Origin of the sequence: Sporolituus thermophilus DSM 23256, assembly GCF_900102435.1 — a bacterium.
Lineage (GTDB): Bacteria > Bacillota > Negativicutes > Sporomusales > Thermosinaceae > Thermosinus > Thermosinus thermophilus.
The window spans coordinates 115,229-130,089 of record NZ_FNBU01000002.1 but is presented as its reverse complement, the minus strand read 5'-3'; the positions used below and the strand labels follow the sequence as shown (position 1 = coordinate 130,089).

Annotated in this window: 16 protein-coding genes; all 16 read left to right on the top strand. The window is 52.7% G+C overall.

Translation table 11 applies throughout. From position 1 onward, the window contains the following. The first annotated feature begins 11 nt into the window (after positions 1-11). The 16 genes from BLQ99_RS15355 (at position 12) to BLQ99_RS01875 (ending at position 14,849) form a co-directional block, all read left to right on the top strand. A complete protein-coding gene (locus BLQ99_RS15355; protein WP_093687600.1) occupies positions 12-398 on the top strand; it encodes a competence type IV pilus major pilin ComGC in 387 nt (128 codons plus the stop codon). Between the two features lie 67 nt (positions 399-465). After that, positions 466-1,215 (top strand): prepilin peptidase, encoded by a 750-nt coding sequence (locus BLQ99_RS01945; protein WP_093687598.1) that lies wholly within the window; start codon positions 466-468, stop codon positions 1,213-1,215. 4 nt (positions 1,216-1,219) lie between these two features. Then, a complete protein-coding gene (locus BLQ99_RS01940; RefSeq protein ID WP_093687596.1) occupies positions 1,220-1,687 on the top strand; it encodes a prepilin-type N-terminal cleavage/methylation domain-containing protein in 468 nt (155 codons plus the stop codon). A gap of 49 nt (positions 1,688-1,736) precedes the next feature. Beyond that, a complete protein-coding gene (locus BLQ99_RS01935) occupies positions 1,737-2,105 on the top strand; it encodes a hypothetical protein (RefSeq protein WP_093687594.1) in 369 nt (122 codons plus the stop codon). A gap of 14 nt (positions 2,106-2,119) precedes the next feature. Next, on the top strand, positions 2,120-2,620 hold the full coding sequence (locus BLQ99_RS01930) for a PilW family protein (RefSeq protein ID WP_093687592.1): 501 nt from the start codon (positions 2,120-2,122) through the stop codon (positions 2,618-2,620). 19 nt (positions 2,621-2,639) lie between these two features. Next, a complete protein-coding gene (locus BLQ99_RS01925; RefSeq protein ID WP_093687590.1) occupies positions 2,640-3,740 on the top strand; it encodes a pilus assembly PilX N-terminal domain-containing protein in 1,101 nt (366 codons plus the stop codon). A 10-nt stretch (positions 3,741-3,750) separates the two neighbouring features. Next, complete coding sequence (locus tag BLQ99_RS01920) at positions 3,751-4,023, top strand: late competence development ComFB family protein (RefSeq protein WP_093687588.1); 273 nt, start codon at positions 3,751-3,753, stop codon at positions 4,021-4,023. Positions 4,024-4,033: 10 nt separating this feature from the next. After that, a complete protein-coding gene (gene pilM, locus BLQ99_RS01915; protein WP_093687586.1) occupies positions 4,034-5,113 on the top strand; it encodes a type IV pilus assembly protein PilM in 1,080 nt (359 codons plus the stop codon). Next, positions 5,101-5,631: a PilN domain-containing protein gene (locus tag BLQ99_RS01910; RefSeq protein WP_093687584.1), complete on the top strand. Its 531-nt coding sequence runs from the start codon at positions 5,101-5,103 to the stop codon at positions 5,629-5,631. The genes pilM and BLQ99_RS01910 overlap by 13 nt, the downstream gene beginning before the upstream one ends. 2 nt (positions 5,632-5,633) lie before the next feature. Next, a complete protein-coding gene (locus BLQ99_RS01905) occupies positions 5,634-6,206 on the top strand; it encodes a type IV pilus inner membrane component PilO (RefSeq protein WP_171904568.1) in 573 nt (190 codons plus the stop codon). A gap of 4 nt (positions 6,207-6,210) precedes the next feature. Further along, a complete protein-coding gene (aroC, locus tag BLQ99_RS01900) occupies positions 6,211-7,368 on the top strand; it encodes a chorismate synthase (protein WP_093687580.1) in 1,158 nt (385 codons plus the stop codon). Between the two features lie 4 nt (positions 7,369-7,372). Then, positions 7,373-7,927, top strand: coding sequence for a shikimate kinase (locus BLQ99_RS01895; RefSeq protein WP_093687578.1), 555 nt, complete (start codon positions 7,373-7,375; stop codon positions 7,925-7,927). Then, positions 7,893-8,975, top strand: coding sequence for a 3-dehydroquinate synthase (gene aroB / locus BLQ99_RS01890; protein ID WP_093687576.1), 1,083 nt, complete (start codon positions 7,893-7,895; stop codon positions 8,973-8,975). The genes BLQ99_RS01895 and aroB overlap by 35 nt, the downstream gene beginning before the upstream one ends. A 58-nt stretch (positions 8,976-9,033) precedes the next feature. Further along, entirely contained in the window at positions 9,034-10,497 is a 1,464-nt protein-coding gene (locus BLQ99_RS01885) for a TldD/PmbA family protein (RefSeq protein WP_093687574.1), read from the top strand. Positions 10,498-10,611: 114 nt separating this feature from the next. Beyond that, complete coding sequence (locus tag BLQ99_RS01880) at positions 10,612-11,751, top strand: efflux RND transporter periplasmic adaptor subunit (protein ID WP_245690215.1); 1,140 nt, start codon at positions 10,612-10,614, stop codon at positions 11,749-11,751. Beyond that, complete coding sequence (locus tag BLQ99_RS01875) at positions 11,751-14,849, top strand: efflux RND transporter permease subunit (protein WP_093687572.1); 3,099 nt, start codon at positions 11,751-11,753, stop codon at positions 14,847-14,849. The genes BLQ99_RS01880 and BLQ99_RS01875 overlap by 1 nt, the downstream gene beginning before the upstream one ends. The last annotated feature ends 12 nt before the right edge of the window (positions 14,850-14,861 follow it).

Genomic DNA, 14,861 nt, shown 5'->3' with positions numbered 1-14,861 from the left:
AGGTGAAATTCATGCTGAGAAACATGCGAAAGGCCATGAAAGGGCAAAAGGGTTTTACGCTGGTGGAGTTAATGGTCGTGGTTGCTATTATAGGAATTTTAGCGGCAATTGCAGTTCCGAGGTTTGCTGACACTACGGATTCTGCCAATTTATCGAAAATGAAAGCCGATTTGCGGACAATCGATAGTGCCGCTGCGGTTTATTACGCTAAGAATAATGCTTACCCGGCGGATATTGCAACTTTAGTAACCGGTGGCTACTTGACGGCGGCGCCGCAGCCACCCGCAAAATATAAAAATTTAGGGGCCGTGACGTATACTTTTAACCCAGCAGTAGGCCGGGCCTATGCCACAATCAATGGTTCGAACTATTACTCAGATAGCACCAACTGGCCATAATTCCGACATATGCCAAGGCGGCCTTATGCCGCCTTGGCTCCCTACTTTGCGTTAAGGAGAAACGCCTTTGCTTACCTTGTTTATTTTCCTCCTTGGTCTCGTTATCGGCAGTTTCCTCAATGTCTGCATCTACCGTCTGCCGCAAGGCAGATCAATCATTACTCCGCCTTCTCACTGTTTCGCCTGCGGCACGCGCCTAAAGTTCGGGGATTTAATCCCTGTAATTAGTTATATTGCCCTGCGGGGCCGCTGCCGGTATTGCGGCGCAGCTTTTTCGGTGCGGTACCTTCTGGTGGAACTCCTGACTGCTTTTTTATTTATATGGTGTTTCCAAGTAACCGGGTTAGGCCCGGAATTAGTGAAAGCCCTTATTTTTATTTCATTTCTCATTGTTATCGCCTTCATCGACTACGACCACCAGCTTATCCTCGACAAAGTGCTTATCTGGCTGGCGGGAACTGGTGTTGCCATAAATATGGGGTTAGGTTTTACCGGTCTTACCGACATGATTGCCGGCAGCCTGCTTGGCGGCGGTTTGCTGCTCGTGATTGCCATTGCCAGCCGCGGCGGCATGGGGGGCGGAGATATTAAATTTGCCGCTTGCCTGGGCTTGTGGCTAGGCTGGAAACTGACGCTGCTGGCATTACTATTGTCTTTCCTGCTGGGCGGCGTCGGCGGTATCGTGCTGCTGACATTGAAACGCAAAGGCCGCAAGGATTTTATTCCTTTCGGCCCTTTTCTCGCCCTGGGCGCTCTTATTGCCGGTCTCTATGGCTGGCAGATACTGCGATGGTACTTTCAGCATTTTATGAGGTGAGGCAATGCAGCGGGGTTTTACGCTCATTGAAACCGTTATCGTAATCGCCATCCTCGGGATTGCCGCTACCCTTGCCATGCCGATGATTGGCAATTTTTTGGCCGCCCATGAACTTGACTATGCTGCCCGCAATTTGGCGGCTGACATTCGCTATCTCCAGCAGCTTTCAATCAATGACCCTGATAATAAAGCCGATTATAAGATGTTTATCCAAAACAATGAATACCGAATCACCTGGTATAACGCTACCAATCCGCTAAACCCGATGCCCGAGGATACGTTCAAACGGGTGGTGCTGCCGGCATCGGTTTCAATTGTCAGTCCGCCGCAGCAGCTGAAGTTTGGTTCGACAGGAGCGCCGCTTAAAGGAACGTCCATTTTGCTGCAAAGCACTAAAGGGGGCTATAAATATGTCGTTGTCGCCTCAATCACCGGGCGGGTCCGCGTCAGCGATACAGCCGACACCGAATAGACGGAGGTTGCCGCTGCTGTGCGCTTGTTCTAGCCAACGAGGTTTTTTAATGCTCGAGGTTGTTGTCGCTATCGTCATTATTACCGTGGCCCTCTTGGCGATTGCCAGTATGTTTGTTCAGGCAACCCAATCCGGCATCAGTGCCGAAGAATATGCCACGGCCGCTTATCTGGCCCAGGAGACGCTGGAGAAGCTGAAAGCCGGGCAGGTGTTTGCTTTGCCGGAGTTTACGGAGAAACGCAATAACCGGGACTACAAGGTAATATGGTCGAAGACGCTCGATACGGCCCACGCTTACGCCAAAGGGAAACTGTATAAGGCCAGCGTTAACGTTGAATGGCAAAATAACGGCAGGACTTACCGTTTGGAACTCCATACCAATTTACTGGAAGAGATTCCGCAATACCCGGGAATATAGGGCGGTTGACAAAAATGTTTGGACGACGGTTTAAGCAGGGCGGATTTACTTATGTTGAATTAATCGTGGGATTGGCGCTTACCGTGGTGGTACTCACCGCTGTCAGCAGTTTACTTTCGGGACTCTTGTTTTCGGCCCGTATAGGCACCGGCCATATTGAACTCCAACAGGCTACCCGCGTTGCGGTCGATACCATGGTGCGGGAATTGCGCTATGCGAAACAGATTATTTACCCCGATGCGGCAACAACGGGAGTTGTCGACCACATTACGTTTATCAACGCTGACGGCGAAACGGTTACTTTTGGTTTAGGCACAACCGCCGGCGCTAATTTACATACGCTATATCGCACGCGGGGCGCGGTTGACAATCCCGTTTCCGAAAATAACGTTTCATTATTGGAATTTACGGTCGAACGGCCCCGGCTTATCACCGTCAGGATACAGGCGACGGACCAGCAGGGCGGAGTAGCTGAATTTACAACTGCCGTCACTTGTCTGAACATCCCCGAGTAGCCAGAGGGGAGGAAATTGAATGCGTACCCAATTGCGACGTTACCTGAAAGGTCAGAAAGGGTCGGCGGCGATCCTTGCCATGCTGGCGATGCTGATTCTCGCCGTACTGGGAGCAGCTTATGCTGTGCTTGGCATGACGGAAACGTCTACGGCGGCTAATTTTCGCGACGGCATTGCCGCTCAGTATCTGGCCGAGGCAGGAGCAAAGCGCGCCTTAATTGAATTATATAATAATAGCGCCTGGGATCCGGGCGCCGGTGGCCTGACGGAAGAGCAGGGCAATGGCAGTTTTACCGTCATTGTCAGTCCTGGCGAAACAAGCGGCCAGAAAAAGATCGTTTCCACCGGACAGGTAAACCGGGCCCGGCGGCAGGTGGTGCTGGACGTTAGTTTGCCTTCTCTTCCGGGGAATGGTTCGGTATACGATTATTCGGCCTTTGCCGGCAGCAACATGGTAGTTCACAATAAGGCCCGGGTGATAGGGGCGGCCCATTCCAATGGCAGCATGGAACTTAAGAACGGTTCGTACATCAGCGGCAAAGTGGAAGTGCATGGGGTATTTACCAACCATGGTGCTACATTGGGAACCCCGCCGGTTATAACCAACGCGCCGGTAATACCGTTCCCCGCCTTTGACGCCACTGACTATAAACAAGGCGCGCAAGTTTTGACAGGGGGCCAAACCTTGTCGGCAGGCAATTACCGCGGTAAATATTACTACTTGGGCTTGAAACTTACAATTGACAGCGGTCGCGGGTCTATTCAAGGCGATGCAACAATTTTTGCCACCGGCGACATAGAAATTAAGAATGGAACGGTGATTGGCGGCGATAGCAGCGCGTTCCTTATCATTGCCTTAGGCAATATCGTTGTAAACAACGGATCTATTCTAAAGAATGTGGTCCTCATATCGGCGGGCGGCTCCATAAATCTGCACGCTGATGTGGATCTAGACGGTTCAGCTATCGCCAAAAAGGAAATTATTGTGCATGGCGGTGGCAGCAAGCCCACTACCGTTACTTATAACAAAACCCTGATGGGGCATTTTAATTTGCCGGTGACCGGTGCTGAGCAGCCTTTCCGGGTAAATTCTTATAAGCCTTTTCAAGTGCAAAAATAAAACTGGGGGGATGGTTTTGGAACTGAAAAATTATATGGAAAAACTAGTGTGGCAGCAGTTAGATAACGTACTTGCTGCCCAGCCAGATCTGTGCAAATGTGAAAAATGCCGGTACGATATTGCGGCTCTGGCTCTTAACTTTTTGCCGCCTCGTTATGTTGTAACTACAAAGGGTGAGACCTTTACGCGCATTAAGGCGCTGGAGCAACAGTTTTGTGTGGATATCGTCACCGCAATCTCGCACGCGATTACAATTGTTAAAGCCCACCCCCATCACGACTAAAGGGGAAATTATGTGGAAAAAATTAGAGCGGTTATTTACCCGTAAAACGGATCATTTGCTAGGTATTGATATTGGCACAGGCGCCGCCAAGCTGGCGGAAGTTGTCTTCCGACGGGGTCATCCGCTAGTAATGGCTGTAGGCATGGTCGACGTACCGGACGGCGTGATGGAAAACGGCTACATTGTCGACAGCGCCATGCTGGCCCAGACGCTCCGCCAACTGCTGGTGGTAAGTGGCGCCCGCGCGCGTGATGCGGTGTTTGCCGTTGGCGGCAAGTCCGTTTTTGTCCGCGAAATGCTGTTTCCGGCCATGAATGAGGAAGAACTGCGCGAAGCAATTAAATGGGATATCGAGAAATATGTGCCGTATGAGCCGGATAGTTATTACTATGATTTCGCCGTTGTCGGACCGGGAAAGAGCGAACTGGAAATAAAAGTCCTTTTGGTGGCGGCGCCCCGAGCCATTGTGGATAGTATTACCACCGTAGCCAAAGATTTGGGCCTAAGGCCGGTCGCGGTAGACATTGAACCTTTGGCGTTGTATCGCACTTTGGAAGAAGCGGAAAATGCTCTGGTCATCGATATCGGTTGCGAGTTGTCACAGGTCTCGGTGTTTCAGCAGGGGAGCCTGGCCGTAATGCGGGCGATTGCTGTCGGCGGCAGGCGGTTTACCGAGGTAGCCGCCAGCGCCCTTGACCTGGAATTTGGCGAAGCAGAGCGATTTAAACGGCGGCAAAAGGGCCTGCTGCGGCGGCCTGACCAGGAAGGGGAACAATCTGAGCTGCACCGGCAGTTAGAATTGGTCGTTAACGATTTGGCTCGAGAGGTGCTTCGTACCGCAGAATACTATCAATTGCAAAACAAAGAGGTGCGGATTGAGAAAGTGTTGGTATGCGGCGGGGGTTCAAAACTAGATAATTTGTCCCACCATTTGGCGGCACAACTGGGGCTGCCTGTTTATCACCAACCATTTTTGCCGCAGCTAAAAATTGATGGAGGAATTGATCCGCAGTATTTAAAAGAAAACTTTTCCCAATTTGCTGTAGCTGTCGGTTTGGCCATGCGCGGAGGTGGGCTATGCTCCAAATAAACCTGCTGCCGCCTGGCGAGCGTCGCCCGCAGTGGCTGGTGGGCCGGATGTTTACGGCCGCCGGCGTAATAGTTGTTTTTGTTTGCGTTTGCTTATATGGCTATATCTGGTATCAAATCCGGGAGTTGGAAGTGGCGATCGTTCAAACGCACAATCAGTTGGAACTCCTCAGACCGCTTCAGGCGAAGATGCTTGACGCGCAAACAAAGAAGCAGCGACTGGATGCGAAGAATAATATTCTGGTTGCGTTGACTCGAGAGCGCCTGTCTTGGTATGCTTTGGCGGCCCGCTTAGGGATAGTGACGCCGCCAGAGGTTTGGCTTACCGAGGTAGCGGCGACCGACAACGGTGCCGTGCGCATCAAAGGAATGGCCGTGGCTTACCCCGATTTAGCGGCTTATGTAAAAAAACTGGAACAGGACGACATCTTTGCCGAGCCTGTCTTGGTCAAAGCCGAGCGGGACGGCGACCGAACCGCTACGCGGTTTGAACTGACGGTAAAAGTTAAGGGGTTATGAATGTGGACAGGTTGGACAAGATCGGGATTAAACATAAGATTATCCTATTTATGGTCGCTGTCATTGCTGCGCTATGGCTATTCGGCATATTTATTTTTTTGCCACAGCAGGCCAGACGGGCCGAACTGGCGGCCCAGTACCGCCTAGCGCGGGAAAAGCTAGAGCAGCTTGAAGCTTTTGCACTGGCCCATCCCGATGCTGACCGCTATCTGGCCGAACTCGGCGCTAAACTGGGTGAAGCGGAAAAGAAGCTGCCTAATGAGCCGGATGTAGGCGGTTTTTTGATGGAAGTCGAACGGGCAAGTAGAGAGAGCGGCGTCCATCTGCTGCATGTCCAACCGGGCTTACCGGCCAATAAAAACGGATACCGGCAGATTCCTGTTGAGATACTAGTGAGAGGCAATTACTTTCAGACACTTACTTTTTTAAACAAGCTAGAAAGCGCTGCACGGTTTAATTCGGTCGTCAATATGACCATGCAATCCCGGGGGGGAAGTCTGGAAAGCAAATTGTCCGTCCTTATTTTCAGTTACGGCATTTCGCCGCAGCCGCAGGCTGCTACCAAGCAGAGGTGATAGTATGTTACGGTTCTTAACGGCCGGAGAGTCGCATGGTCCGGCTCTGACAGCGATCATTGAGGGATTGCCGGCTGGCATGCCTATTGACGTTGCACAAATTAATAACGAACTGGCGCGGCGTCAGCGCGGGTACGGCCGCGGCGGCCGTATGCAGATTGAACAGGATCGGGTGGAAATTTTGTCTGGCGTGCGGTTTGGCGTCACTATTGGCAGTCCGGTGACACTGGTCATCCGCAACCGCGACTGGGAAAACTGGCGGCAACGGATGGACCCTTCGGCTGGAGACGACACTCAGCCGGTTACCGCCGCCCGGCCGGGGCATGCCGATCTAGCGGGGGCTATTAAGTATGACCGCCAGGATATGCGTGATATTCTGGAAAGAGCAAGCGCCAGGGAGACGGCGGCGCGGGTGGCCGTGGGGGCGGTGGCCAAACAGCTGTTACAGGCCGCCGGTATTACGGTAATTTCACATGTGACGAACATCGGCGGCATTTGGGCAGCGGCGGACGGAATAAGAACGGGCGATATGGCGGCATGGGCTAGTCGTCTTCAGTCTTCGGCGCTGAACTGCCTCGATGCGGATGCTGAAGAACGGATGAAAGAAGCCATTGACCGGGCCCGACAGGATGGGGACACGCTTGGCGGGATTTTTGAGGTCGTTGTTTTTGGCGTTTTTCCCGGTTTAGGCAGCCATGTTCATTGGGACCGCCGCTTAGATGCCCGTTTGGCCGGGGCAGTGATGTCCATTCCTGCTGTCAAGGGTGTAGAAGTCGGCGCCGGTTTTGCCTATGCGGCCTTGACCGGCAGCCAGGCTCATGATGAAATTTTTTATGAAGCCGGGCGAGGCTATTATCGCAGGACTAATAATGCCGGCGGAATGGAAGGCGGTATCAGTAATGGTGAGAATCTCATCGTACGGGCGGTAATGAAGCCTATCCCCACGTTGATGCGGCCGCTCGCTTCAGTGGACATACGCACCAAACAAGCGGCAGCGGCGGCGCGGGAACGGAGCGATGTCTGCGCCGTGCCTGCTGCGGCGGTCGTTGGCGAAGCCGTAGTAGCCTGGGTGTTGGCCGAAGCGCTGTTGGAAAAGTTTGGGGGCGACGCCTGGGATGATTTGCAGGTGGCGATTGATTACTATCGGCGACGCATAAGGTGATTATGTGAAGAATATTGTTTTGATCGGTTTTATGGGTACAGGCAAGTCTAGTACGGGGCGATTGCTTGCTCAGCGCCTGCGCCGGGTGTTTGTCGACATCGATAGAAAAATCGAGCTTGAGCAGGGAATGACCATTAGCGAGATCTTTCACACCTATGGCGAAGAGTACTTTCGCCAGCGGGAAAGAGCGACCATTGCTAAAGTGGCGCGCTATACGAACACGGTCATCGCTACCGGCGGCGGTGCAGTTTTAAACCCGGACAATATCGCCTGTCTGAAACGGCGGGGCGTGGTCATTTGGCTGACAGCTTCGCCCGATGTCATTTTTGAACGAACTTCGCGTCGGCGTGGTAGCCGCCCCCTTTTGGACCGCCCAAATCCGCGGGATGCTATTGCCGGGTTGCTTGAGGAGCGGCAGCGGTTGTATCAGGCCGCGTCCGATTTTACGATTGATACAACGGCCAAGAAGCCGTGGCAGGTAGTGGATGAGATTGTCGATGTTCTCCGGCAAGGAGGGTATTTGCGTGGCCGTAGTCGAAGTAAATCTTGGCAAGGATAGCTACAATATTCATATCGGCGCCGGAATTTTATCCGAGCTAGGCCAATTGATGCGGCAGTTCGCTTTTACGGCTAAAGCGCTGGTGGTTTCGGACGAAAATGTGGGTGCCATTTACGGTGCCGTAGTGGTTGAAACCTTACGCCAGGCGGGATTTTCGCCGCGCCTTGTCTGCGTGAAACCAGGCGAGACGGCCAAGGCGTATGAAACGGCTATGACTTTATATACGGCCGCCATTGAGGAAGGGCTGGACCGGCGCTCGCCAATCGTGGCTTTAGGTGGGGGCGTTGTCGGCGATTTGGCTGGTTTCGTGGCGGCAACTTATTTGCGCGGCGTGCCGTTTATTCAGGTGCCGACCTCACTTTTGGCGCAGGTCGATTCCAGTGTGGGCGGGAAAGTGGCCATCAACCACCCGCTTGGTAAAAACCTCATTGGCGCCTTTTACCAGCCGCAGTTAGTCGTAATTGACACAGCGGTGCTGGCTACGTTGCCGCGGCGCGAGTTGTACGCCGGTTTGGCCGAGGTTATTAAATACGGTCTTATCGCCGACCGGGACTTCTTTCATTATATTAATGAAAAAAGTAACGCCATCCTGGCCATGGACAATAATGTTTTAACAGCGATAATCAGCCGGTCGTGCCGGATCAAGGCAGATATTGTGGAGCAGGACGCGCGGGAATCGGCGCTGCGCATGGTGTTAAATTTCGGTCATACCATTGCCCATGCTATTGAAGCCGGAACAGGCTTTGCACAATTTAATCACGGCGAGGCTGTGGCTATAGGTATGCGCGGGGCGGCGCTCGTAAGCCACTATATGGGGATCGCTGAGCCTGAGGTCGTCGAGAATGTGTGTGGCACGATCCGCCGATTTCATCTGCCGCTCAGCGTGGCCGGCTGTTCGGCGGCGAAACTGCATTCCTATCTGCTGCACGACAAGAAAGTCATCGGTGGTAAGATAAACTGGATACTGCTGCGTAGCGTCGGTGAGGTACAAGTGCATAGCGACGTGCCCGAACAGATTGTCAGCCGTGTTTTGGCGGAAATTACATAAAGGATGCGGCAACACGGGACACTATAGAAAGCGCAGCAAGACAAAGGAGAGTTAGGGTATGCTGGACCGCAAAATACTTGGCGAGGTGCTGGACACCGCGCTTAAGCGCGGCGGCGACTTTGCCGATATCTTTATTGAGAAGCGGGTTACGACACTGGTCGCCTGTGAGGAAAACCGCATTGAGCGAATCAAGTCGGGTCTTGATATCGGGGCCGGGATACGGGTTCTTTACGGTGATACCACCGCGTACGCCTATACAAACAAAATAACGAAAGAAGAATTGACCAATCTTGCCGATATAGTAAGCCGCGCCGCTAAGCATGGTGGGGGCGAGATCAAGGTAAATCTGCAAAAAATCGCTCCAGATACAAAGCCGATGGCGGAAATTCTGCCGACCGAGGTGTCCATCGACGATAAAGTTGCCGTCGTCGAAACCGTGAACAAAGCAGCACGGGCGGTAGACGCTAGGATTAAACAGGTTATGGTGGTCTATGGCGATGTTGTTCAGGATGTCACCATTGCCAACTCCTTGGGCCGGTGGGTTGAGGACCAGCGGGTGAGAACAAGACTAGCGGTCAACGCGATTGCTGCCGACGGGGAGCAAATCCAAACCGGTTTCGAGTCAGTTGGGGCTACCCAGGGATTTGAGCTTATGCGTAACTATGACTGCGCTGGCCTGGGCCAAGCAGCGGCCAACCGCGCCATTGCCATGCTGGAGGCCAAACCGGCGCCGGCAGGCAAGATGGCGGTTGTCATGGCTGGCGAAGCGGGTGGCACAATGGTCCACGAGGCCTGCGGGCACGGTTTGGAGGCCGATTTGGTACAAAAAGGGATGTCGGTATACGCCGGCCGCAAAGGCGAAATGGTGGCATCGGAATTAGTGACGGTTGTTGATGACGGCACGATTCCAGGCAAATATGGGACGCTGCGTTTTGATGACGAGGGCTTTCCGGCACAAAAGACCACGCTTATTGAGAAGGGTATACTGAAGAATTACATGTATGACTATCTCACGGCGACAAGGGACAAGGTGACGCCCACCGGCAACGGCCGGCGAGAGTCTTTTGAACACAAGCCCATTCCCCGTATGCGCAATACCTATATTGCCCCTGGCAAGGATGATCCGGATAGCATTATCAAGTCGATTAAAAACGGACTGCTGGTCAGGAAGATGGGAGGGGGCCAGGTCAACACGGTCAACGGTGATTTTGTGTTCGACGTCGCAGAGGGTTATCTTATCAAGGACGGTGAAATTGCTCACGCCGTCCGGGGTGCGACCCTGACGGGCAATGGGCCACAGGTTCTGCAAATGGTTGATATGGTAGGTAGTGATTTAGGCTTTACCATCGGTACCTGCGGTAAAGACGGCCAAGGCGCGCCTGTTTCTGACGCGCAGCCGACTATACGCATCCCGGAAATCGTAGTCGGCGGTACTGCGCATGAAGCCGCGGCCGGTCCCAGGTTGCGGCGGGGTGAACAAGGGGCGGCAAGTCCGGTAAGCTGGCGGATACGGCGATTATGAGCGGCCAAAATGTGGCCGCTTTTTCTTTTGGGCTAAACTTGCCTGAGAGCAGGAGAGTGGCTGCGGGAGTCGAATAGTAAACAAAAATTATCAAATTAGTGGAGGAGTGTTAGATTGGCATCGAGGAAAAAAACTTTATATATCGTAATGGCGATTACACTTGTTTTGATCGGTATTATCGGTTATCGCATCTATGCTAATCTCGCTGCCAATAAAGAACGGGCCGGGCGTGTGTCCCAGGGACGGGTGGTTACGGTCGAAGTGGCCACTGTCGCGCGTCGGGATATCGTACCGGTCATGAGCTTTTCTGGCAACCTGGAGCCAGAGTGGTCGGCGGATATTTCCGCGAAAGTGGACGGCCGCATTGATCGGATGTTGGTTGAGGAAGGCGATTTTGTCAAGGCCGGTCAGATAATCGCTGTGTTGGATACTAATGAGCTGGCGGCGCAGGTCATGCAGGCCGAAGGTAATTTACTCGCGGCCCGGGCCGGGCTAGAGCAGGCGGAACTAGATCTTGTCCGCACTGAGGCGCTGGCTAAACAAGGAGCGGTGTCGTTGCAGGCTTTGGACACGGCCAGAATAAAACGGGACCTGGCCTTTGGACAGGTTAAAGCGGCGGAGGGCAACCTAGCCCTGCTTACGGCTCGCCTTGACAACGCCAATATTGTGGCGCCGCGGGATGGTATCGTAACCAAGCGGTATCTGCAGGCCGGATACTATGTCAAAGCCGGCTCGCCTATCATTAATCTTGCTGATGTTACCAACCTCCTGGCGAAAGCAACCGTTGGCGAGGCGCAGGTGAATGAATTAGCCATCGGACTGCCTGTTAAGATAAAAGTGAGCGCTTTGGGGGACAAAGAGTTTTCCGGCACAGTGGCGCGTATTTCGCCCGCCGCGGCGATGCCTGCGCGGACCTTTACGGCAGAAGTCACTATTCCCAATCAAAATGGAGAACTAAAAGCCGGTATGTTTGCCAAAGTCAGTATACCGGCAAAGGTCAAGAAAGGCGTGCTGGCCGTACCGGAAAGCGCTTTGGTAATGCGGGAAGATCAGAAAACCGTCTATGTTGTAAAAGACAACAATACGGTACAGCAGATAGTTTTGAAACTAGGTTATGTGGCCGATGGCTGGGCGGAAGTGCTGGAGGGGCTTAAAGAAGGCGATCGTATCGTCGTCAGCGGTCAAAATAAGTTGCGGGACGGTGTGTCCATTAAAATTGCCGCGGCCGGTGAAACCAAGGCAGGTGGCCAGTAATGGGGATTGCTACCTTTATCAAGCGCCCGGTCTTTACTACCATGCTGGTTCTCCTGCTGGTGGTATTCGGCTTAAATTCATATCCTTCACTTGGTATTGACCTTTATCCCGATGTCGAGTTCCCCATTGTTAACGTTACCGTTACATATACGGGCGCTTCACCGGAAGAAATGGAGAGCCTGATTACCAAACCGATCGAAGATGCCGTAAGCTCGGTTTCCGGGATCAAAACCCTGTCATCGGTTTCGCGGGAGGGCGTCTCGCAAGTAACGCTGGAATTTGAATTTGGCACCAATCCCAAATTGGCCGCCAACGAAGTGCGGGAAAAGGTAGCCGGCGTGCGCCGCCGCTTGCCGGATCAAATCGACGAGCCGGTAGTGCAGCGGTTTGACATTACAGCCCAGTCTATTATTTATTTCAGTCTTTCTTCCGATACGCGCAGCCGTAATGAGATCCGCAAGCTCGCCGTCGATATTGTAAAAGACGAATTGCAGCGCTTGGACGGCGTGGCGGAAGTAAACGTTTACGGTGCTACCGAGCGGGAAATTCTTCTGTATGCCGATCCGAAAAAACTTGAGGCCTATGGCATCACGTTCCAGCAGATTCTGGATATAGTTAACAGCCAGAACCTTAATACGCCTGGCGGCCGGGTAAACGAGAAAGGTATGGAGCTGACGGTAAGAACGCTGGGCAAGTTTAAAAATATTGAAGATATCAAGAACATTATTGTGGCTAATCAAGGCGGTCGGCTGATACGGCTTGGCGATGTCGTCAACGTAGTGGATGGCTGGGGCGAAGAGCGGGTCCACGCCCGTACCAATGGGACACCAAGTGTCCTGGTAGCTGTTCAGAAACAGTCCGGTACCAACACGGTTGATGTGGCGGAACGGGCGAAGAAGGCGATGCAGCGTATGCAAAACAATGTTTTGCCGCCTGATATTAAAGTCACGATAGTCCGCGACAGCTCCGTTTATATCCGGGACAGCGTGGAAGACGTAATGGTGTCGCTTGTTTTTGGCGGATTGCTGGCCGTTATAATTACTTTTCTTTTCCTGCAGAACACACGGGCAACCATTATCGGGGCCATTGCTATTCCCACATCCGTTATTGCCACCTTCTTCCTCATGAAAGCGATGAACTTTACCCTCAACAATATGTCGCTCATGGGGCTTAGTTTGGCCGTCGGCATCCTGATTGACGATGCCATTGTCGTCATCGAAAACATCTTTCGCCATATGGAACAAGGTAAACCCGCCCTGCAGGCGGCCCGCGACGGAACGGCGGAAATTGCGCTGGCCGTTTTAGCTACGACCTTCTCTATTCTTGCTGTTTTCGTGCCAGTAGGCAACATGGGGCTGGTTATCGGCCAGTTCTTTAGACAGTTTGGTTTGACTGTTGCTTTCGCCGTAGCTTTTTCACTGTTTGTCGCTTTTACTTTGACGCCCACGCTTTCTGCCTATTGGCTTAAGATTAGCCATGGCGACGAAGGAAAACTAAAGGGCGGTTGGCGTTGGCTACAGAATATCCTTGATGCCTGGGAACGCGGCTTTGTCAGCCTGCGCCAAATTTATCAGGATGTCCTGCGCTGGGCGCTCCGGCGGCCGAAAAAAATAGTAGCCGCCGCCTTGCTGTCCTTATTCCTTAATGTCCTGTTGCTTCCGTTCTTGGGTGTTGAGTTTCAGCCTACCTATGATTCCGGCGAATTTAACATCAATATGTCGGCTCCGGCCGGTACATCGCTGGAAAAAATGCGGGAATTAGTCGGCCCGGTGGAAAAGGAAGTGCTTGGTATACCGGAGCTTGAGGCGGCGTACATGGTTGTTGGCGCTAACCGGCAGGTATATAAAGCGTTTATTGGCGTTCGCTTAGTCCCAGCAAGTGAACGGTCGCGCTCGATGAACCAGATTATGGATGAACTGCGGGTAAAGTTCCGCAATGTGCCTGGCTTGAAAATTTCCGTAACCAATAACCAGGGGATCGGGCGCGGCGATTCCCGTCCCGTCCAGGTGGCTATCCGCGGTCCCGAACTGGAAATGCTTAACCATTACGCTTATGAGTTGGCTGAACAACTGCGGCAAATCCCCGGTACTGCCGACGTGGATATTTCCAGTGAACAGCAGGAACCGGAGATTCAGATTCGCCTGGATCCGGCGCGCATGGGCGATGTGGGCATAGACGCTACTGCGGCTGGCAACGTTATTCAAATGGCGTTTCTGGGGTTGACAACTAAGAACCAATACAACGTGGCCGACAGCGATTATAACATTCGCGTCCAAATGGCGCCGGAAAACCGCCTTAACATTGAAGATGTGGCCAACTTGCGTATCTCCACCAAAACAGGCACGTTTGTGCGGCTTGCGGATATTGCCGATGTCCGTCTGGCATCCGGCCCGACCCAGATTGACCGGGAAGCGCGTCAGCGGCAGGTCATTGTCTATGCTAACACGGTCGGTGTGTCAGCCGGCGAAGTAATCAATAAAGTTAAAGAAATTGTGCCGACGCTTAATTTGCCGCTTGGCTATTCATATAAGTTCGTCGGTCAGGCGCAGACTATGCAGGAATCTTTCCAGGAGATCGCCAAGGCGCTGATATTGGCAGTAGTCCTAATTTACATGGTTTTGGCCGCGGAATTTGAAAGTTTCGTTCATCCTTTAACGATAATGCTGTCCTTGCCCTTTTCATTGATAGGTGCTATCCTGGGATTGCTCGTTTCCGGCAAAACGATTAATATTATCTCTTTAATCGGCGTAATTATGTTAATGGGTTTGGTAACGAAGAATGCGATTCTGTTGGTCGATTACACCAATCAACTCCGTGCGCGCGGCATGAGTATCACCGAAGCCTTGGTGGAAGCGGGCGCAGTACGGCTCAGGCCAATCCTCATGACGACGATGGCGATGATATTCGGTATGTTGCCGGTGGCCCTTGGCATTGGCGCCGGCGCCGAGCTACGCTCCTCCATGGGGGTAGTCCTCATCGGCGGTTTGATTACTTCTACTTTCTTGACGCTGATTGTCGTTCCGCTTGTTTATTTGTTAATTGACCGTTTCCAAAACTATTTTAAGAAAAAAGAACCGGCAAATAGCATCCAGGCATAAGGAGATGAGACT

Coding starts and splice junctions, on each gene's coding strand:
- BLQ99_RS15355 (WP_093687600.1), top strand. CDS start 12: ATGCTGAGAAACATGCGAAAGGCCATGAAAGGGCAAAAGGGTTTTACG.
- BLQ99_RS01940 (WP_093687596.1), top strand. CDS start 1,220: ATGCAGCGGGGTTTTACGCTCATTGAAACCGTTATCGTAATCGCCATC.
- BLQ99_RS01935 (WP_093687594.1), top strand. CDS start 1,737: ATGCTCGAGGTTGTTGTCGCTATCGTCATTATTACCGTGGCCCTCTTG.
- BLQ99_RS01930 (WP_093687592.1), top strand. CDS start 2,120: ATGTTTGGACGACGGTTTAAGCAGGGCGGATTTACTTATGTTGAATTA.
- BLQ99_RS01925 (WP_093687590.1), top strand. CDS start 2,640: ATGCGTACCCAATTGCGACGTTACCTGAAAGGTCAGAAAGGGTCGGCG.
- BLQ99_RS01920 (WP_093687588.1), top strand. CDS start 3,751: ATGGTTTTGGAACTGAAAAATTATATGGAAAAACTAGTGTGGCAGCAG.
- pilM (WP_093687586.1), top strand. CDS start 4,034: ATGTGGAAAAAATTAGAGCGGTTATTTACCCGTAAAACGGATCATTTG.
- BLQ99_RS01910 (WP_093687584.1), top strand. CDS start 5,101: ATGCTCCAAATAAACCTGCTGCCGCCTGGCGAGCGTCGCCCGCAGTGG.
- aroC (WP_093687580.1), top strand. CDS start 6,211: ATGTTACGGTTCTTAACGGCCGGAGAGTCGCATGGTCCGGCTCTGACA.
- BLQ99_RS01885 (WP_093687574.1), top strand. CDS start 9,034: ATGCTGGACCGCAAAATACTTGGCGAGGTGCTGGACACCGCGCTTAAG.
- BLQ99_RS01875 (WP_093687572.1), top strand. CDS start 11,751: ATGGGGATTGCTACCTTTATCAAGCGCCCGGTCTTTACTACCATGCTG.